The 17,382-nt window shown below is 56.0% G+C and carries 17 protein-coding genes, 2 tRNA genes and 2 rRNA genes; 6 read left to right on the forward strand and 15 right to left on the reverse strand.

The window, feature by feature from the left end; genetic code table 11:
• Window positions 1-17: 17 nt before the first annotated feature.
• Complete coding sequence (rep, locus tag NWP14_RS26275; protein WP_375216234.1) at window positions 18-2,039, reverse strand: DNA helicase Rep; 2,022 nt, start codon at window positions 2,037-2,039, stop codon at window positions 18-20.
• Between the two features lie 112 nt (window positions 2,040-2,151).
• Between rep and ppiC (NWP14_RS26280) the strand changes: the two genes are divergently transcribed.
• A complete protein-coding gene (ppiC, locus tag NWP14_RS26280; RefSeq protein WP_041143471.1) occupies window positions 2,152-2,433 on the forward strand; it encodes a peptidylprolyl isomerase PpiC in 282 nt (93 codons plus the stop codon).
• A gap of 50 nt (window positions 2,434-2,483) precedes the next feature.
• On the forward strand, window positions 2,484-2,765 hold the full coding sequence (gene ppiC, locus NWP14_RS26285; RefSeq protein WP_024555327.1) for a peptidylprolyl isomerase PpiC: 282 nt from the start codon (window positions 2,484-2,486) through the stop codon (window positions 2,763-2,765).
• A gap of 37 nt (window positions 2,766-2,802) precedes the next feature.
• Here the strand turns inward: ppiC (NWP14_RS26285) and NWP14_RS26290 are convergent, their stop codons facing one another.
• Together NWP14_RS26290 and NWP14_RS26295 are read right to left on the reverse strand one after the other, a co-directional pair.
• On the reverse strand, window positions 2,803-3,165 hold the full coding sequence (locus NWP14_RS26290; protein ID WP_375216235.1) for a DUF1360 domain-containing protein: 363 nt from the start codon (window positions 3,163-3,165) through the stop codon (window positions 2,803-2,805).
• Window positions 3,162-3,602, reverse strand: a complete 441-nt coding sequence (locus NWP14_RS26295; RefSeq protein WP_076947982.1) for an Rrf2 family transcriptional regulator — start codon at window positions 3,600-3,602, stop codon at window positions 3,162-3,164. Before NWP14_RS26295 ends, NWP14_RS26290 begins: the two co-directional genes overlap by 4 nt.
• A gap of 182 nt (window positions 3,603-3,784) precedes the next feature.
• Between NWP14_RS26295 and NWP14_RS26300 the strand changes: the two genes are divergently transcribed.
• The gene (locus NWP14_RS26300; protein ID WP_375216236.1) at window positions 3,785-4,408 is read left to right on the forward strand and encodes a class I SAM-dependent methyltransferase; all 624 of its coding nucleotides are present in this window, start codon (window positions 3,785-3,787) and stop codon (window positions 4,406-4,408) included.
• Between the two features lie 81 nt (window positions 4,409-4,489).
• Here the strand turns inward: NWP14_RS26300 and ilvC are convergent, their stop codons facing one another.
• Window positions 4,490-5,965 (reverse strand): ketol-acid reductoisomerase, encoded by a 1,476-nt coding sequence (gene ilvC, locus NWP14_RS26305; RefSeq protein ID WP_095105134.1) that lies wholly within the window; start codon window positions 5,963-5,965, stop codon window positions 4,490-4,492.
• Window positions 5,966-6,114: 149 nt separating this feature from the next.
• Between ilvC and ilvY the strand changes: the two genes are divergently transcribed.
• Entirely contained in the window at window positions 6,115-7,011 is an 897-nt protein-coding gene (gene ilvY, locus NWP14_RS26310) for an HTH-type transcriptional activator IlvY (RefSeq protein ID WP_095105132.1), read from the forward strand.
• On the opposite strand, the gene ilvA is transcribed toward ilvY, so the two are convergent.
• The 6 genes from ilvA to ilvL all read right to left on the reverse strand — a co-directional run bounded on the left by ilvA (window position 7,008) and on the right by ilvL (window position 13,548).
• Window positions 7,008-8,552, reverse strand: a complete 1,545-nt coding sequence (gene ilvA / locus NWP14_RS26315; protein WP_095105131.1) for a threonine ammonia-lyase, biosynthetic — start codon at window positions 8,550-8,552, stop codon at window positions 7,008-7,010. The two genes, ilvY and ilvA, sit on opposite strands and share 4 nt — an antisense overlap.
• 2 nt (window positions 8,553-8,554) lie before the next feature.
• On the reverse strand, window positions 8,555-10,405 hold the full coding sequence (gene ilvD, locus NWP14_RS26320; protein WP_375216237.1) for a dihydroxy-acid dehydratase: 1,851 nt from the start codon (window positions 10,403-10,405) through the stop codon (window positions 8,555-8,557).
• 57 nt (window positions 10,406-10,462) lie between these two features.
• Window positions 10,463-11,392, reverse strand: coding sequence for a branched-chain amino acid transaminase (locus tag NWP14_RS26325; protein WP_041143466.1), 930 nt, complete (start codon window positions 11,390-11,392; stop codon window positions 10,463-10,465).
• A gap of 16 nt (window positions 11,393-11,408) precedes the next feature.
• On the reverse strand, window positions 11,409-11,666 hold the full coding sequence (gene ilvM, locus NWP14_RS26330) for an acetolactate synthase 2 small subunit (protein WP_041143465.1): 258 nt from the start codon (window positions 11,664-11,666) through the stop codon (window positions 11,409-11,411).
• Window positions 11,663-13,309, reverse strand: a complete 1,647-nt coding sequence (gene ilvG, locus NWP14_RS26335) for an acetolactate synthase 2 catalytic subunit (RefSeq protein ID WP_095105128.1) — start codon at window positions 13,307-13,309, stop codon at window positions 11,663-11,665. Before ilvG ends, ilvM begins: the two co-directional genes overlap by 4 nt.
• Window positions 13,310-13,449: 140 nt before the next feature.
• Window positions 13,450-13,548 (reverse strand): ilv operon leader peptide, encoded by a 99-nt coding sequence (gene ilvL / locus NWP14_RS26340; protein ID WP_001311244.1) that lies wholly within the window; start codon window positions 13,546-13,548, stop codon window positions 13,450-13,452.
• A gap of 352 nt (window positions 13,549-13,900) precedes the next feature.
• On the opposite strand from ilvL, the gene NWP14_RS26345 reads away from it, so the two are divergent.
• Window positions 13,901-15,421 carry a YifB family Mg chelatase-like AAA ATPase gene (locus tag NWP14_RS26345; RefSeq protein WP_095105127.1) on the forward strand — a complete coding sequence of 507 codons (1,521 nt, stop codon included), beginning with the start codon at window positions 13,901-13,903 and terminating at the stop codon, window positions 15,419-15,421.
• A gap of 23 nt (window positions 15,422-15,444) precedes the next feature.
• Here NWP14_RS26345 and NWP14_RS26350 read toward each other — a convergent pair whose 3' ends face one another.
• Complete coding sequence (locus tag NWP14_RS26350; RefSeq protein ID WP_041143462.1) at window positions 15,445-15,783, reverse strand: DUF413 domain-containing protein; 339 nt, start codon at window positions 15,781-15,783, stop codon at window positions 15,445-15,447.
• A 118-nt stretch (window positions 15,784-15,901) separates the two neighbouring features.
• On the opposite strand from NWP14_RS26350, the gene hdfR reads away from it, so the two are divergent.
• On the forward strand, window positions 15,902-16,723 hold the full coding sequence (gene hdfR / locus NWP14_RS26355; RefSeq protein ID WP_375216238.1) for an HTH-type transcriptional regulator HdfR: 822 nt from the start codon (window positions 15,902-15,904) through the stop codon (window positions 16,721-16,723).
• A 94-nt stretch (window positions 16,724-16,817) separates the two neighbouring features.
• Here hdfR and NWP14_RS26360 read toward each other — a convergent pair.
• From NWP14_RS26360 to NWP14_RS26375, 4 genes are all read right to left on the reverse strand, one after another.
• Window positions 16,818-16,893: transfer RNA gene (locus NWP14_RS26360), tRNA-Trp, on the reverse strand.
• Window positions 16,894-16,947: 54 nt separating this feature from the next.
• Window positions 16,948-17,024 (reverse strand) — tRNA-Asp (locus tag NWP14_RS26365).
• A gap of 54 nt (window positions 17,025-17,078) precedes the next feature.
• Window positions 17,079-17,194 (reverse strand): 5S ribosomal RNA (gene rrf, locus NWP14_RS26370).
• A 94-nt stretch (window positions 17,195-17,288) separates the two neighbouring features.
• A 23S ribosomal RNA gene (locus tag NWP14_RS26375) occupies window positions 17,289-17,382 on the reverse strand; the annotation flags it as partial.

A 17,382-nucleotide genomic window follows, 5' to 3' on the forward strand; every position in this document is an offset into this window, starting at 1 on the left:
TTACCGGGGAGAGCGCGCTACTTTCCTTTCGCCTTTGCCAGCATCGCCCGGATGTTGGCGACATTAGCCTGCCCTTTATGCATACGCTCTTCCGCCGAGATCGCCTTGCGCTCCTGCTCCCAGATAAGATCGTCCTGCGGTAGCTCCAGCAGAAAACGACTTGGCTCCGGACGCACCAGCTCGCCGTACTGGCGGCGTTCTTTACACAGGGTAAACGTCAGCTCTTTCTGCGCACGCGTGATGCCCACGTACGCCAGCCGACGCTCTTCATCGACGTTATCTTCCTCAATACTGCTCTGATGCGGCAGCAGCCCCTCTTCCATGCCAACCAGATACACGTACGGAAACTCCAGCCCCTTAGAAGCATGCAGGGTCATCAGCTGAACCTGATCCAGCTCCTCATCTGATTCGCCGCGCTCCATCATATCGCGCAGGGTAAAGCGGGTGACCACCTGGGTGAGCGTCATTGGCTCATCGATATCGCTGCCTTCCAGCATCTCGGTCATCCAGCTGAACAGCTGGTTGACGTTTTTCATCCGCATTTCCGCCGCCTTCGGGCCGGGCGACGTTTCATACAGCCAGGATTCATAGTCAATGCCGCGGATCAGATCGCGTACCGCGACAACCGGCTCGCTTTCCGCCAGCCGCTGGACCTCGGCCAGCCACTGCGTAAAGCCGGTGAGCGAATCATAGCCGCGTCCGGTCAGCGTCTGGGTGAGGCCCATATCAAAGCTGGCGGTAAACAGGCTTTTGTTACGGGTCATCGCCCACTCGCCGAGCTTTTGCAGCGTTGCCGGGCCAATCTCGCGCCGCGGCGTATTGACGATGCGCAGGAACGCGCTGTCATCGTCCGGGTTGGTCAACACCCGCAGGTAGGCCAGCAGGTCTTTGATCTCCGGGCGGGAGAAAAATGAGGTGCCGCCTGAAATTTTGTACGGGATGCGGTTTTGCATCAGCATTTTTTCAAAAACCCGCGACTGATGGTTGCCGCGATAGAGGATCGCATAATCCTTATACTGCGTTTTATTGATAAAATGGTGGGCAATCAGTTCCCCGGTTACCCGCTCCGCTTCATGCTCTTCATTGTTGGCGGAGAGGACTTTCAGCTCAACGCCGTAGCCCAGCTCGGAAAAGAGGCGCTTCTCAAACACGTGCGGGTTGTTGGCGATCAGAATATTTGCCGCTTTCAGTATCCGTCCGGAAGAGCGGTAGTTCTGTTCAAGTTTGATAACCTGCAGCGCCGGGAAATCCTGGCTCAGCAGGACCAGGTTCTGCGGCCGTGCCCCGCGCCATGAATAGATTGACTGATCGTCATCCCCCACCACCGTAAAGCGCGCCCGCTGCCCCACTAACAGTTTCACCAGCTCATACTGGCTGGTGTTGGTATCCTGATACTCATCCACCAGCAGGTAGCGGATCTTGTTCTGCCAGCGTTCGCGGACCTCTTCATTACGCTGCAGCAGCAGCGTCGGCAGAAGGATCAGATCGTCGAAGTCCAGCACGTTGCAGGCTTTCATATGCGCATCATACAGCCCGTAGCAGTGGGCAAAGATCCGATCCCGCTCGCCCTGCGCGCTTGCCGCCGCCTGCGCCGGGGTGCGCAGATCGTTTTTCCAGTTGGAGATCGTCGAGATCAGCAGCTGAAGCACCACCTTATCATCTTCGATCAACCCTTCGGTCAGATCCTTGAGCAAACCGACCTGGTCGGTATCATCGAACAGGGAAAAGTTGGATTTCATCCCCAGCGCGGCATATTCGCGCTTAATAATGTCCAGCCCCAGCGTATGGAAGGTGGAAATCATCAGGCCGCGCGCTTCTTTGCGTCCCAGCGTTTGCCCGACGCGCTCTTTCATTTCGCGCGCCGCTTTGTTGGTAAAGGTCACCGCCGCGATATGACGTGCCTGATAGCCGCAGACGCGGATCAGATGCGCGATTTTATTGGTGATGACACGGGTCTTACCGGAACCGGCGCCCGCCAGCACCAGGCACGGTCCGGTAACGAATTCGACGGCTTGTTGTTGGCCAGGGTTTAAACGCATGGGAGTCTTGCTCAATCTTCGAACGGGGTGAGGATTGTAGCAGAAAGCCGGAAGGAGATTTACCGGCTAATGGTAAAGTGTTGGCCACACCCGTCATCCTGAGAGCGAAACTATGGCAAAGTCCGCAGCGGCCCTGCACATCCTGGTCAAAGAAGAGAAGCTGGCGCAGGAGATCCTCGCCAAACTGGAACGCGGCGTCAGCTTCGATCACCTGGCGAAGCGCTATTCACGCTGCCCCTCCGGGCGCAACGGCGGCGACTTAGGCGAGTTCCAACAGGGCGCGATGGTTGGGCCGTTTGATAGCGCGGTCTTCTCCTGCCCGCTGCTAAAACCCTACGGCCCGGTCAAAACGCGCTTTGGCTACCACATCATTAAGGTGCTGTATCGCCGCTAACGCATGCTAATATTGCGCCCTGATTCATCGCAACCTATCAAGGCACAATCATGGCTAAAACAGCGGCAGCAATGCACATCCTGGTGAAAGAAGAGAAGCTGGCACTCGACCTGCTGGAACAAATTAAAAACGGCGGCGATTTCGAAAAGCTGGCGAAGAAACACTCCACCTGCCCGTCAGGTAAGAAAGGCGGTCACCTGGGCGAATTCCGCCAGGGTCAGATGGTGCCGGCGTTTGATAAAGTCGTCTTCTCCTGCCCGGTGCTGGAGCCGACCGGCCCGCTGCACACTCAGTTCGGTTACCACATCATTAAAGTGCTGTACCGTAACTAATACATTAAAGCCTCTCTGGCGAAGAGAGGCTTTTTCCTTATTTCGCCTGCAGCGTTTTTTGTGCCTCATACTTCATGACATGCATGCCGATAGCTGCCTGGAACACCTTAAACATCAGTCCGCTAATCAGCGTCGCGAAGGTGATGGTGATAAACGCCGTCATTACCCAGTCAACCAGCGCAAAGCCGCTGTTTAACAGCGCCGGGCGATACACCGCCATCCCGCCAAAGACCACCCAGTGGCTTAAGCAGTAGAAGCACTGAAACAGATGCCCCACCAGCGCATTCTTTTTTGCCGTCCACTCGCGGAACGCGGCAAACAGCTCCGTCTGCGTCACCGTTATCGAAATACTGCTGGCCGCCAGGGCAATCATCAGGCAGGTCGTTAAGGTAGCAATCATGAGTTATGGCCTTTGTCATTGAAGTAGCTGATAAATTCGCCGCCGATATCCTGTAGGGTCAGGCTTTTAAAACGATCGAGGATCAGCGTTTGCGCATCGGCAAGCGTTGCCGACATCACCCGGTTGACCCCCTGCTCCACCAGGCATTGTGGGTTCTCGCTGCGGTTGCCCAGCGCAAACAGCGCCGGTTCACCTAACGCCATGTAGATATCGTAAAGCGTAATCTCCGTCACCGGCCGACATAGCCGCCAGCCGCCGTGGTGCCCCTTAGTGGCACAGACAATGTTTTTTTCCCTGAGGCCGGCAAGCAGCTTGCGGATGAACGCCGGATTACCATCAATAAAGGCGGCCATCTGCTCCGACGTCAGGGGCTTATCCATCTGCTCCAGGTGCAGCAGGATGTGCAGCGTTGCTGAGAATGAGTTATTTGTTTTCATGTAACTTACGATATTACATAAACGATATGCCGCGCAATTACCCAAAGGGGACAAATCAAAAAAAATCAATCAACACAATGATAATTAAACGAATTTATATTTTCATCTCACATTATTGACCAAAATAAATCTTATGTTACTTTTAATATTACATGATATTTTCCGTTAACGATGAGGTGAACATGCACAATCAGGAACAGACGCCGGAACGGTTTTGGGAATCGCATTACGATGCAATGTCTTCTCTCTCCAGCGGTATCCCAGGCAAAATTCTGGTGCGCTTTACCGAAGCATTAGCGCCGGGCAAAGCGCTGGAGCTAGGCTGCGGGCGCGGGGACGATAGCGTCTGGCTGGCGAAAAAAGGCTGGCAGGTCACCGCCGTGGATTTATCCTCGCGGGCGCTGGAATACGCCGCCGGCAACGCCGAACGATCTGCGGTCAGCGATCGTATTACCTTCACCCGATACGATCTGACCGACGGTTTTCCTGCAGGCGAGTTCGATCTGATTGTGGCCTCTTTTCTGGAATCGCCGCTAACCTTCGATCGGCATAACATCTTCCGCGCCGCATTTGCCCACGTTGCTCCAGGAGGCATGCTGCTAATTACCTCACACGCCAAACCGCCGTCGTGGTCAAAGCATGCCGATCGCCCGTTCCAGTCGGCAAAAGACGCAGTCGCATCCCTTGGGCCGCTGCCTGAAGGTTGGGAGATTATTTTCTGCGACGATGTTTCACGCATGATGCGCGGGCCGGAGGGCGAGCAGGGAGAGGTATCGGATTCGGTTATTGCGTTAAGGCGTAAATAAACAGGCCCGGTAGCGCTTATGCTTACCGGGCCTGAAGGATTTCCTGGTCGATGCGGCCTGCGGGCCGCAAGAAGACGGGAATTAACCTGCTACAGCGATACGTTTCATATCCGTCATGTAGCCGCGCAGCTTGTGGCCGACGCTTTCAATCGCGTGGCTGCGAATCGCTTCGTTCACATCGCGCAGCTGAGCATTATCTACGGCACCTTCGGCAATCGCCTTGCCCAGATCGCCGGTCTGCAGCGTGGTCATGAACTCTTTCAGCAGCGGTACGCAGGCATAGGAGAACAGGTAGTTGCCGTACTCGGCGGTATCGGAGATAACCACGTTCATTTCATACAGGCGCTTACGAGCGATGGTGTTGGCAATCAGCGGCAACTCGTGCAGCGACTCATAGTATGCGGACTCTTCGATAATGCCGGATGCAACCATGGTTTCAAACGCCAGCTCAACGCCCGCTTTCACCATCGCAATCATCAGAACGCCTTTGTCGAAGTACTCCTGCTCGCCAATTTTACCTTCAAACTGCGCAGCGGTTTCGAACGCGGTTGCGCCGGTCTCTTCACGCCAGGTCAGCAGTTTCTTATCGTCATTAGCCCAGTCAGCCATCATGCCGGAGGAGAACTCGCCGGAGATGATGTCATCCATATGCTTCTGGAACAGCGGCGCCATGATCTCTTTCAGCTGCTCTGACAGCGCGTAAGCGCGCAGTTTTGCCGGGTTGGACAGACGATCCATCATCAGGGTGATGCCGCCCTGCTTCAGCGCTTCGGTGATGGTTTCCCAGCCGAACTGAATCAGTTTTTCTGCGTATGCCGGGTCGGTACCTTCCGCCACCAGCTTATCGAAGCACAGCAGGGAACCCGCCTGCAGCATGCCGCAGAGGATGGTCTGCTCGCCCATCAGGTCAGATTTTACTTCCGCCACGAAGGAGGATTCCAGCACGCCCGCACGGTGACCGCCGGTCGCCGCTGCCCATGCTTTCGCGATGGCCATACCTTCGCCTTTCGGGTCGTTTTCCGGGTGAACAGCGATCAGCGTTGGTACGCCAAAACCGCGTTTGTACTCTTCGCGAACTTCGGTACCCGGGCACTTCGGCGCCACCATCACTACGGTGATGTCTTTACGAACCTGCTCGCCGACTTCAACGATGTTAAAACCGTGGGAGTAGCCCAGCGCCGCGCCGTCTTTCATCAGCGGCTGTACTGAACGAACAACGTCAGAGTGCTGTTTGTCCGGCGTCAGGTTAACCACCAGATCGGCCTGCGGGATCAGATCTTCATAGGTGCCGACTTTAAAGCCGTTTTCGGTCGCTTTACGCCAGGAAGCGCGCTTTTCTGCAATCGCTTCTTTACGCAGGGCGTAGGAGATATCCAGGCCAGAGTCGCGCATGTTCAGGCCCTGGTTCAGACCCTGAGCGCCGCAGCCGACAATGACCACTTTTTTACCCTGAAGGTAGCTCGCGCCATCGGCGAATTCATCGCGCGCCATAAAGCGACATTTGCCCAGCTGTGCCAGCTGCTGACGCAGATTCAGTGTATTAAAGTAGTTAGCCATGGTGATACTCCGTGATGTTGCGTGTCTTATTGTTCGGTTCGCTTTTGCGAGAATGAACTTACTATATGACAGGAAATACATTGCGGAAATTGATATATTCACAACGTAACGTTGCAATATCTGCAATGTAAAGTCGTGGAGTGCGGCCCGTGGATTTACGCGATCTGAAAACCTTCCTGCATCTGGCTGAAAGCCGTCATTTTGGCCGCAGCGCGCGGGCTATGCACGTTAGCCCCTCGACCCTTTCACGGCAGATCCAGCGTCTGGAAGAGGACCTCGGCCAGCCGCTGTTCGTGCGCGATAACCGCACCGTTACGCTAACCGAAGCGGGGGAAGAACTGCGCCTTTTCGCCCAGCAGACCCTGCTGCAGTATCAGCAGCTGCGCCACGCTATCGATCAACAGGGGCCATCGCTCTCCGGCGAGCTGCATATCTTCTGTTCCGTCACCGCAGCCTATAGCCATCTCCCGCCGATCCTCGATCGCTTTCGCGCCGCCCATCCTTCGGTAGAGATCAAGCTCTCGACCGGCGATGCCGCCGACGCGATGGAGAAGGTCGTCACCGGCGAGGCAGACCTGGCCATTGCCGGGAAACCGGAAACGCTGCCCGGTTCGGTAGCCTTCTCGATGCTGGAAAATCTGGCGGTGGTCCTGATCGCCCCGGCCTTAGCCTGCCCGGTGCGTAACCAGGTTACTCTGGAACAGCCCGACTGGTCGACCGTGCCGTTTATCATGGCCGATCAGGGGCCCGTGCGTCGGCGCATTGAACTGTGGTTTCGGCGGCATAAAATCAGCAATCCGTCGATTTATGCCACCGTGGGCGGCCACGAGGCGATGGTTTCCATGGTCGCCCTCGGCTGCGGCGTCGCACTCCTGCCTGAGGTGGTGCTGGAGAACAGCCCGGAACCGGTGCGTAACCGCGTGATGATTTTAGAGCGCAGCGATGAGAAAACGCCTTTTGAGCTCGGCGTGTGCGCACAAAAAAAGCGGCTGTATGAGCCGCTTATCGATGCATTCTGGTCGATTTTGCCCAACCCGGGCCACTAGCCCGCGAGGAAAAAGCGGAATGCCGGATTATGCGTTTCGTCGTGGCAGTCGTAGCCCAGCTCATGCAGTCGGGTTTCAAAATCCGGCTCATGATCGCCCAGCTCAAAGCCAGCCAGTACCCGTCCATAGTCGGTACCATGGCTACGGTAGTGGAACAGAGAGATGTTCCAGTGGGTGCCCAGAGTATGCAGGAACTTAAGCAACGCCCCCGGTGATTCCGGGAACTCGAAGCTAAACAGGCGTTCCTGCAGCGGCTTCGACGGACGGCCGCCGACCATGTAGCGCACGTGGAGTTTGGCCATTTCATCATCGGAGAGATCGACGACGCTATAACCCCCCTCGTGCAGCAGGTCCAGAATCTCTTTACGTTCTTCCAGGCCGCGGCTCAGGCGAACGCCGACAAAAATGCAGGCATCTTTGGCGTCCGCAAAGCGATAGTTAAACTCGGTGACCGAGCGGCCGCCCAGCAGCTGGCAGAACTTCAGGAAGCTGCCCTTCTCTTCCGGGATCGTCACCGCCAGCAGCGCCTCGCGCTGCTCCCCTAGCTCACAGCGTTCGGAAACGTAGCGCAGGCCGTGGAAATTAACGTTCGCTCCGGACAAGACGTGCGCCAGCCGTTCGCCGCGAATATTGTGCTGCGCGATATATTTTTTCATGCCCGCCAGCGCCAGCGCGCCGGAAGGCTCAGCCACTGCGCGAACGTCTTCAAACAGGTCTTTCATCGCCGCACAGATGGCGTCGCTATCGACGGTGATAATATCGTCGAGATACTCCTGACAAACGCGGAAAGTCTCATCGCCGATGCGCTTCACCGCAACGCCTTCAGCAAACAGCCCAACGCGCGGCAGGTCCACAGGATGACCGGCTTCCAGCGCCGCCTTCAGGCAGGCTGAATCTTCGGCCTCAACCGCAATCACTTTGATCTGCGGCATCAGTTGCTTGATCAGCACCGCCACGCCCGCAGCCAGACCGCCGCCGCCCACCGGCACGAAAACGCGGTCAAGATGGGCGTCCTGCTGCAGTAATTCGAGCGCCAGCGTGCCCTGGCCGGCAATGACCATCGGATGATCGAACGGCGGGACCCAGGTGAAATTCTGCTGCTGCGCCAGCTCAATGGCTTTCGCTTTCGCTTCATCAAAATTAGCGCCGTGCAGCAGCACTTCGCCGCCAAAGCCGCGCACGGCATCAACCTTGATGTCAGCCGTTGCGGTAGGCATAACAATCAGCGCCTTAACGCCAAGGCGCGAGGCGGAAAACGCCACGCCCTGGGCATGGTTGCCCGCGGAAGCGGTGATCACGCCGCGCGCTTTTTGCGCTTCATTCAGCCCCGCCATCATCGCGTAAGCCCCGCGGAGCTTGAAGCTATGGACCGGCTGCCGATCTTCCCGCTTCACGAGGATGACGTTATCCAGCCGCGAAGAGATTTTTTCCATTTTTTGCAGCGGCGTAATCTGCGCTGCTTCATAGACCGGCGCGCGCAGCACCGCTCTGAGATACTCCGCCCCCTCAGGGGCGGCGGACAGGGGTTGTGACTCGGCCATGATTAACCCCCAAGTTTCGATTTATCGCGTACCGCGCCTTTATCAGCGCTCGTTGCCAGGCTGGCGTACGCACGAAGAGCGAAGGAAACCTGACGCTCACGCGCTTTCGGCGTCCAGGCTTTATCACCCCGGGCTTCCTGCGCTTCACGGCGTGCGGCAATTTCGGCGTCGCTCAGCTGCAGCTGAATACCGCGGTTCGGGATATCAATGGCGATGGTATCGCCGTCTTCGATGATGGCGATATTGCCGCCGCTCGCCGCTTCTGGTGAAACGTGCCCAATCGACAGACCGGAAGTGCCGCCGGAGAAGCGACCGTCGGTGATCAGCGCACAGGCTTTACCGAGGCCCATTGATTTCAGGAACGTCGTCGGATAGAGCATTTCCTGCATGCCAGGACCGCCTTTCGGCCCTTCGTAGCGAATAACCACGACATCGCCCGCGACAACTTTACCGCCGAGGATGGCTTCTACTGCATCATCCTGGCTTTCATACACTTTTGCCGGGCCGGTAAACTTCAGGATGCTGTCATCAACGCCTGCGGTTTTTACGATACAGCCGTTTTCAGCAAAATTGCCGTACAGCACGGCAAGGCCACCGTCTTTGCTGTAGGCATGTTCCAGCGAACGAATACAGCCTTCCGCGCGATCGTCGTCCAGCGTATCCCAGCGGCAATCCTGCGAGAACGCCTGGGTGGTACGGATACCCGCCGGGCCGGCGCGGAACATCGCTTTCACCGCGTCGTCCTGGGTCAGCATCACATCGTAGCGATCGAGCGTTTGCGACAGGGTCAGGCCGAGGATGTTTTTCACCTCGCGGTTCAGCAGACCGGCGCGATCCAGCTCGCCGAGGATCCCCAGCACGCCGCCGGCGCGGTGAACGTCTTCCATATGATATTTCTGCGTACTCGGCGCCACTTTGCACAGCTGCGGCACTTTGCGCGACAGCTTATCGATATCGCTCATGGTGAAGTCGATTTCCGCTTCCTGCGCCGCTGCCAGCAGGTGCAGAACGGTATTCGTGGAGCCGCCCATGGCGATATCCAGGGTCATGGCGTTTTCAAACGCCGCTTTGCTGGCGATGTTACGCGGCAGCGCGGAGGCATCATCCTGCTCGTAATAGCGTTTGGTCAGCTCGACAATCCGTTTCCCGGCGTTGAGGAACAGCTGTTTACGATCGGCGTGAGTGGCCAGCAGGGAGCCGTTACCCGGCTGCGACAGGCCCAGCGCTTCGGTCAGGCAGTTCATCGAGTTGGCGGTAAACATCCCGGAACAGGAGCCGCAGGTCGGACAGGCGGAACGCTCAACCTGCTCGCTCTGTTCGTCAGAAACCTTCGGGTCCGCGCCCTGAATCATCGCATCGACCAGATCGAGCTTAATGATTTTGTCAGAAAGCTTGGTTTTACCCGCTTCCATCGGGCCGCCGGAGACAAAGATCACCGGAATATTCAGGCGCAGAGAGGCCATCAGCATCCCTGGGGTGATTTTGTCACAGTTGGAAATGCAGACCATGGCATCAGCACAGTGTGCGTTGACCATGTACTCTACCGAATCGGCGATCAGCTCGCGGGATGGCAGTGAATAAAGCATACCCCCGTGACCCATGGCGATCCCGTCATCCACCGCGATGGTGTTGAACTCTTTAGCAACGCCGCCCGAGGCTTCAATTTGCTCGGCGACCAGCTTACCCAGATCGCGCAGGTGTACGTGACCCGGTACGAATTGGGTAAAGGAGTTCACAACGGCGATAATCGGTTTACCGAAATCAGCGTCTGTCATCCCGGTTGCGCGCCACAGCGCGCGGGCACCCGCCATATTACGGCCATGAGTGGTGGTGGCGGAACGGTACTTAGGCATGCTTTTACTCCCAGTTTCTGTTAAATGGGGCGCTGCGTGTCGCCCCACTTTTTATACTTATTGGTTAACTTGATCCAACCAGCCCCATTTATCCTCGGTTTCACCGGTGAAGAGGCCAAAGAATGCTTGCTGAATACGCTTAGTCACCGGGCCACAGCGGCCTTCGCCAACCTGAATGCCGTCAACGCTACGCACCGGCGTAATTTCTGCTGCAGTACCGGACATGAAGACTTCGTCCGCCAGGTACAGGGATTCGCGCGACAGTACCTGCTCGCGAACTTCGATATTCAGATCTTTTGCCAGCTTAATGATGGCGTCGCGCGTGATGCCCGGCAGCGCGGAAGAGGTAAACGGCGGGGTAAAGAGCACGCCATCTTTCACTTCAAACAGGTTCTCACCGGCGCCTTCAGAAATGTAGCCGTTAACGTCCAGCGCGATGCCTTCCTGGTAACCGTGTCGACGCGCTTCGCTGCCGACCAGCAGAGAGGAAAGGTAGTTGCCGCCGGCTTTCGCTGCGGTCGGGATCGTATTCGGCGCGACGCGGTTCCAGGAAGAAACCATTGCATCGATCCCCTGATCCAGCGCTTCGGCGCCAAGATAGGCTCCCCATGGGAACGCCGCGATGATCACGTCAGTGGTATACCCTTCTGGCGGGTTGACGCCCATGCCCACGTCACCGACAAAGACCAGCGGACGAATATAGGCGCTGGTCAGGCCGTTTTTACGAATGACTTCACGACAGGCTTCCATCAGCTCATCAACGCTCTGCGAAACCGGGAAACGGTAGATTTTGGCTGAATCATGCAAACGCTGCATATGTTCACGATGACGGAACACCACCGGTCCTTTGTGCGAGTCATAGCAGCGGATGCCTTCAAAAACGGAAGTACCGTAATGCAGCGCATGCGACATAACGTGGACCTTAGCTTCTCCCCAAGGAACCATCTCGCCGTTGAACCAAATGTAATCAGCTTTTTTCGTCGTCATTTTTCTTCCCTTGCGCCTATGCGCGGATTTGTTGTGATGTGGGTTGCTGGATTTCGACGCAGGCAACGTCCACCAGTTTGCTTAATTGACTAAACAGTAATTCGACGGGCCGCTGGCTGGCAACGGTCAATTCGATATTTATATTGCGGGTATCCGCGGCGGTCTCCATATTCATAGCGCAAATCTGAAAGCCACGATGGCGCACCACGCGCAGCACGCGCTCTAAGGTTTCCGGGTTGGAGCGGGCCTGCAAAGCGACCTGATGTTGCATCATGATAATTTCTCCAGCATTTCTGAGTTACTGGCGCCGGGCGGCACCAACGGCCAGACATTCTCAAGCTCATCGATTGAGACATGAAGCAGGTATGGCCCCTGGCTCGAAAGCATGGTGTCGAGAGCCGCTTCAACCTGGTCTTTACGGGTGATATGTTGGCCAGGAATGCCGAAGGCGCTGGCCAAAGTGACAAAATCGGGGTTATCGGTCAGGATCGTTTCGCTATAACGCTCCTGGAAAAACAGCTGCTGCCACTGACGAACCATTCCTAAGCGCTGATTATCCAGCAGCAGGATCTTCAGCGGCAGCTGCTTGCGTTTTACGGTGCCCAGCTCCTGAACATTCATCATGAAGGAGCCGTCACCGGAGATACAGATTACCGTATCGTTCGGGCGCGCGACCTGAGCGCCTACCGCCGCCGGCAGACCGAAGCCCATCGTACCTAAACCGCTGGAGGTAATGAAATTCTCCGGACGGGTGTAGGTCATATGCTGTGCTGACCACATCTGATGCTGGCCCACGTCGGTGGTCACCACGCTTTCAGGCGGTTTGCGATCGGAAAGCTGCTTGAGCAACAGCGGGGCGTAGATACTTTCGCCCGGGTAGTCATAGCGCCATGCATGCTCGGCGCGCAGCTCCGCGTTGCGCTGACGCCAGGCGTCAATGGCCAGCGGCTGCTGCAGGGCCGGCAGCAGCGTATTGAGATCGCCGGTCAGGGCAATATGCGCCTGACGCAGCTTGTTCAGCTCCGCCGGATCGATATCCATATGGATAACTTTGGCATGCGGAGCAAAAGTATTCAGCTTACCGGTCACGCGGTCGTCAAAACGCGCGCCTATCGCAATCAGCAGATCGCACTCCTGTACCGCCAGGTTAGCCGCCTTAGTCCCGTGCATGCCCAGCATCCCCAGGTAATAGGCGTATTCTGCATCAACCGCGCCCAGTCCCTTCAGCGTGCAGGTCGCTGGCATTTGCGTGACCGCAATAAACTCACGCAGGGCGGGAACAGCCTGCGCCATACCGACGCCGCCGCCGATGTACAGCATCGGCTTTTGCGACTGAGCCAGCATCTGCAGCGCTTGCTCAACCTCGGCATAAGGGAAGGCTACGTCATCAGCGACCGTGGAAAAATAGGGGTCGAACTCGCCGGTCGCCAGCTGAATATCTTTCGGAATATCGACCAGCACCGGACCTGGACGGCCAGAGTTCGCGACCAGGAACGCTTCAGCAATGACCCGCGGCAGCTCTTCCAGCGACTGCACCAGGAAGCTATGTTTGGTGCAGGCCAATGATAAGCCCAGCACGTCGATTTCCTGAAAAGCATCGGTGCCGATAAGCGGTGCCGCTACCTGGCCGGTAATCGCGACAACGGGAATAGAATCCAGCAGGGCATCCGCCAGGCCGGTGATCAGGTTAGTCGCGCCAGGGCCGGAAGTCGCGATGCAAACGCCCGTTTTACCGGTTGCCCGCGCATAGCCGATGGCCGCCATTGCTGCCCCCTGCTCGTGACGGCACAACAGGTGTTCCACGCCGCCGTCATACAACGCATCGTAAACCGGCATAATCGCGCCACCCGGATAGCCGAAAACCGTATCGACTCCCTGTGTCCGCAAAGCATGTACCACCCACTGCGCGCCATTCATAGTTACTTCCCCGCTATAGATCGGCAGAAACAGAATTTTATGCTGATATTCATTCTCTGCTCCCCGCTTATCATTTTTAAGTTATAAAAAAACCCCCGGACCTTTCGGTGCGGGGGTCTTAGTTCGTTAAGGCTTGATTTCTATGCCTTTCCTCGTCCAAGTGCTGCCCCGCACGGTGGGATAATAATCACCACCACGCTAATCACGACCAGGCTAATCACTCGTAGAAGGGCTGTCATTTTATGTACTTTCTGGCTTCTTGTTCGAAGGAATACCTAAAGAGGTACCACAGACATCACGTTAAATACAAGATTTTTTTATGGTTCGTTTTCTGATCACGCTAACAATTTCCAGTAAAACAATTGTTTTTAATGAGAAAAATATAAAGTGAAGATATTTCAATTTATCGCGTTGCCCTATGGCTTTTTACCCCCACCGTCTTGCCCTGGCGGCAACCTGCGAGCCGGATTCAATAACGAAAAGTATGTAACGATCTGCGGTGAATTATTCGGAACGTGGAGCGTAAAATGCAGTTCCTGCGGATGACTAATGGCGATGTTGCCGACATGATGCCCACACTCAGGAGGCACTATGTCACTCGCTATTGTCTACACGCGGGCCGCTCTCGGTATCAGCGCCCCGCTTATTACTATTGAGGTTCATATCAGCAGCGGCCTTCCAGGTCTGACTATGGTCGGGCTACCGGAAACAACCGTCAGGGAGGCTCGTGACCGGGTACGCAGCGCAATAATTAACAGTGGCTACACCTTTCCGGCGAAAAAAATCACCATTAACCTCGCGCCTGCCGATTTGCCAAAAGAAGGAGGACGGTACGATTTACCTATCGCTCTCGCGCTTCTGGTCGCCTCCGAACAGCTGGAGGCTCCCGGACTGAATCAATACGAGTTTATCGGCGAGCTCGCGCTTACAGGAGCCCTACGCGGCGTTCCCGGCGCTATCTCCAGCGCAATGGAGGCCATCAGGGCCGGACGGCAGATTATTGTTGCCGAAGATAACGCGGCCGAAGTGGGGCTTATTGGCGGCAGCGACTGCCTTGTCGCCGGACACCTGCAGGAGGTCTGTGCCTTTGTGGCGGGACAGCATCCGCTCCCTCCTCCCGTGGCAGCAGCAGAAGAGGCGCAGGAAACACGCCATGATTTACGTGACGTCATTGGCCAGCAGCAGGGCAAGCGCGCGCTGGAAATCGTCGCTGCCGGCGGGCATAACCTGCTGTTAATCGGTCCCCCAGGAACAGGGAAAACGATGCTTGCCAGCCGGTTGCCTGGATTACTGCCTCCATTAACCAATCAGGAGGCGCTTGAAAGCGCTGCGATTCTCAGTCTGGTGAGTACCAATTACGCGACCACCCGATGGCGCCACAGGCCGTTTCGCGCGCCGCATCACAGCGCCTCGGTCGCGGCAATGGTCGGCGGTGGCGCCATACCCGCGCCCGGCGAGATCTCGCTGGCCCATAATGGGGTGCTGTTTCTTGACGAGCTGCCGGAGTTTGAACGCAGGGTGCTGGATGCCCTGCGCGAGCCAATTGAGTCTGGAAAGATTCATATTTCTCGCACCCGAGCAAAAATTGACTATCCGGCGCATTTCCAGCTGATTGCCGCCATGAATCCCAGCCCGACCGGACATTATCAGGGTCATCACAATCGCGCCTCTCCCGAGCAGACGCTGCGCTATCTGGGGCGGCTGTCCGGCCCCTTCCTTGACCGCTTCGATCTCTCTTTGGAAATACCGCTGCCGCCGCCCGGAGTACTCAGCCAGCAAGGTGGTGGTGGAGAGGACAGCGCGACGGTCCGCCGAAGGGTTCTTGCCGCGCGTGAGAGGCAGCTGGAGCGACAGAACAAGCTCAACGCTGATTTAGATAATAGTGAGATGAAAACCTGGTGTCCGTTGAATAAGAACGACGCCATCTGGCTTGAACAGACCCTGACGCAGCTGGGACTCTCTATACGGGCCTGGCAACGGTTGCTTAAGGTGGCGAGGACTATCGCGGATATAAAACACGAGCCGCGCATTGAACGCCATCATCTGCAGGAGGCGCTAGGCTATCGGGCGATAGACCGGATGTTGAACCACCTGCAGAAACTTATGGCATAAAAAAAGGGCTTTCGCCCTTTTTCTTAATCATCGCTTTCAGTGTAATCTTCAGCGCCTTCTACCTGCGGTTTACCGCCGGAGAGCGTATGGAAACGCTTAGGTCGCTTAATACGCGCCATGTATTTAATCCACACGCGCTCCACTTCTGTTACCGGCTCACGCTCACCGCGGCATACCGAAACAAACTGTTTTTCATCTTCAGTGACAGGTTCGCGTTTACCCAGTTCCAGTTCGTTAAAGGCATAACCATGCTGTTCCAGCAGTTGCGCCTCTTTGATGGTGAAATCACCATGACGGGAGAACCCGCGCGGATAATTTTTATTATCGAAAAAACGATTAGTCGTCATAAAGCTTTCCGCCATCCTACACGCTCCTGATTCTTTGGCCGAGCTATTTATGGCGCGGAGTATTAGTTACGCTTGACAGAGTGTAAAACAAAAGATTTAAATCATTACGACAAATAATTTTGCGGAGAAGAGTGTGGATACGGAATTGCTCAAAACTTTCCTTGAGGTGAGCAGAACTCGCCACTTTGGGCGAGCAGCGGAGGCGCTTTACCTGACGCAGTCAGCAGTTAGCTTTCGTATTCGCCAGCTGGAAAATCAGCTTGGCGTTAACCTTTTTACCCGTCATCGCAACAATATCCGTTTGACCCCAGCCGGAGAGAAGTTGCTACCCTATGCTGAAACCCTGATGAATACCTGGCAGGCCGCGCGTAAAGAGGTTGCCAACTCCTCCCGACACAATGAGTTTTCGATTGGTGGCAGCGCATCTCTTTGGGAGTGCATGCTTAATGGATGGCTGGGGAAACTGTACAGGGAGCCCTATAACCTGCAGTTCGAGGCCCGTATTGCCCAGCGTCAGTCGCTCGTCAAGCAGCTGCATGAACGACAGCTTGATCTGCTGATCACGACAGAATCGCCGAAGATGGATGAGTTAAGCAGCCAGTTGCTTGGTAATTTCACCCTAACCCTTTATTGCGCTGCGCCGGTTAAAAACAAAAGCGAATTGAACTACCTGCGCCTGGAATGGGGGCCGGATTTTCAGCAAAATGAAGTCGGATTGATTGGTAGTGATGACGTACCTTTGCTCACCACCAGTTCCGCTGAACTGGCGTACCAGCAGCTCGCCCCTCTCAATGGCTGTACGTGGCTACCAACGCACTGGGCAAAGGGTAAAAACGCTCTTCACGCGGTAACGGATGGCACCACGCTTTCGCGCCCGCTGTACGCCATCTGGCTACAAAACAGTGATAAACAGGCGCAGATCCGTGAGATTCTGAAAACCAGCATCCTGGAATAAGCGCACCTCTCCAGGGACGGAGGGTGTTGAGAGATCGTCACGATAGGGAATTTCAGGCAAAAAAAATCCTTTGCCGAAGCAAAGGATCATTATATGGCAGGGGCGGAGAGACTCGAACTCGCGACACCCGGTTTTGGAGACCGGTGCTCTACCAACTGAGCTACGCCCCTAAATACTGCTTATTATTAAGCCTGCTAGTTAAGCAGGCTTAATTTTCTAATAAGTGGCGGAACGGACGGGACTCGAACCCGCGACCCCCTGCGTGACAGGCAGGTATTCTAACCGACTGAACTACCGCTCCACCGAATTTCTCTACAACAACCGGTTTATTGCCCCGGTTTACTGCTAATTTGATGCCTGGCAGTTCCCTACTCTCACATGGGGAGACCCCACACTACCATCGGCGCTACGGCGTTTCACTTCTGAGTTCGGCATGGGGTCAGGTGGGACCACCGCGCTGTTGCCGCCAGGCAAATTCTGTTTACCAACATGCCACTTCGGCCTGTCAGCTAATCTGTCATCAAGCTGATAATTCGTCTCTTCGCCAAAACAGCTTCGGCGTTGTAAGGTTAAGCCTCACGGTTCATTAGTATCGGTTAGCTCAACGTATCGCTACGCTTACACACCCGACCTATCAACGTCGTCGTCTTCAACGTTCC

This window comes from Klebsiella sp. C349492 (genome assembly GCF_042055345.1).
Taxonomy (GTDB): domain Bacteria; phylum Pseudomonadota; class Gammaproteobacteria; order Enterobacterales; family Enterobacteriaceae; genus Klebsiella; species Klebsiella scottii.

Excerpts from the sequence above, each read along its gene's own strand:
- rep (WP_375216234.1), bottom strand. The coding sequence starts at position 2,039 with ATGCGTTTAAACCCTGGCCAACAACAAGCCGTCGAATTCGTTACCGGA.
- ppiC (WP_041143471.1), top strand. The coding sequence starts at position 2,152 with ATGGCAAAGTCCGCAGCGGCCCTGCACATCCTGGTCAAAGAAGAGAAG.
- ppiC (WP_024555327.1), top strand. The coding sequence starts at position 2,484 with ATGGCTAAAACAGCGGCAGCAATGCACATCCTGGTGAAAGAAGAGAAG.
- NWP14_RS26290 (WP_375216235.1), bottom strand. The coding sequence starts at position 3,165 with ATGATTGCTACCTTAACGACCTGCCTGATGATTGCCCTGGCGGCCAGC.
- NWP14_RS26295 (WP_076947982.1), bottom strand. The coding sequence starts at position 3,602 with ATGAAAACAAATAACTCATTCTCAGCAACGCTGCACATCCTGCTGCAC.
- NWP14_RS26300 (WP_375216236.1), top strand. The coding sequence starts at position 3,785 with ATGCACAATCAGGAACAGACGCCGGAACGGTTTTGGGAATCGCATTAC.
- ilvC (WP_095105134.1), bottom strand. The coding sequence starts at position 5,965 with ATGGCTAACTACTTTAATACACTGAATCTGCGTCAGCAGCTGGCACAG.
- ilvA (WP_095105131.1), bottom strand. The coding sequence starts at position 8,552 with ATGGCCGAGTCACAACCCCTGTCCGCCGCCCCTGAGGGGGCGGAGTAT.
- ilvD (WP_375216237.1), bottom strand. The coding sequence starts at position 10,405 with ATGCCTAAGTACCGTTCCGCCACCACCACTCATGGCCGTAATATGGCG.
- NWP14_RS26325 (WP_041143466.1), bottom strand. The coding sequence starts at position 11,392 with ATGACGACGAAAAAAGCTGATTACATTTGGTTCAACGGCGAGATGGTT.
- ilvM (WP_041143465.1), bottom strand. The coding sequence starts at position 11,666 with ATGATGCAACATCAGGTCGCTTTGCAGGCCCGCTCCAACCCGGAAACC.
- ilvG (WP_095105128.1), bottom strand. The coding sequence starts at position 13,309 with ATGAATGGCGCGCAGTGGGTGGTACATGCTTTGCGGACACAGGGAGTC.
- ilvL (WP_001311244.1), bottom strand. The coding sequence starts at position 13,548 with ATGACAGCCCTTCTACGAGTGATTAGCCTGGTCGTGATTAGCGTGGTG.
- NWP14_RS26345 (WP_095105127.1), top strand. The coding sequence starts at position 13,901 with ATGTCACTCGCTATTGTCTACACGCGGGCCGCTCTCGGTATCAGCGCC.
- NWP14_RS26350 (WP_041143462.1), bottom strand. The coding sequence starts at position 15,783 with ATGGCGGAAAGCTTTATGACGACTAATCGTTTTTTCGATAATAAAAAT.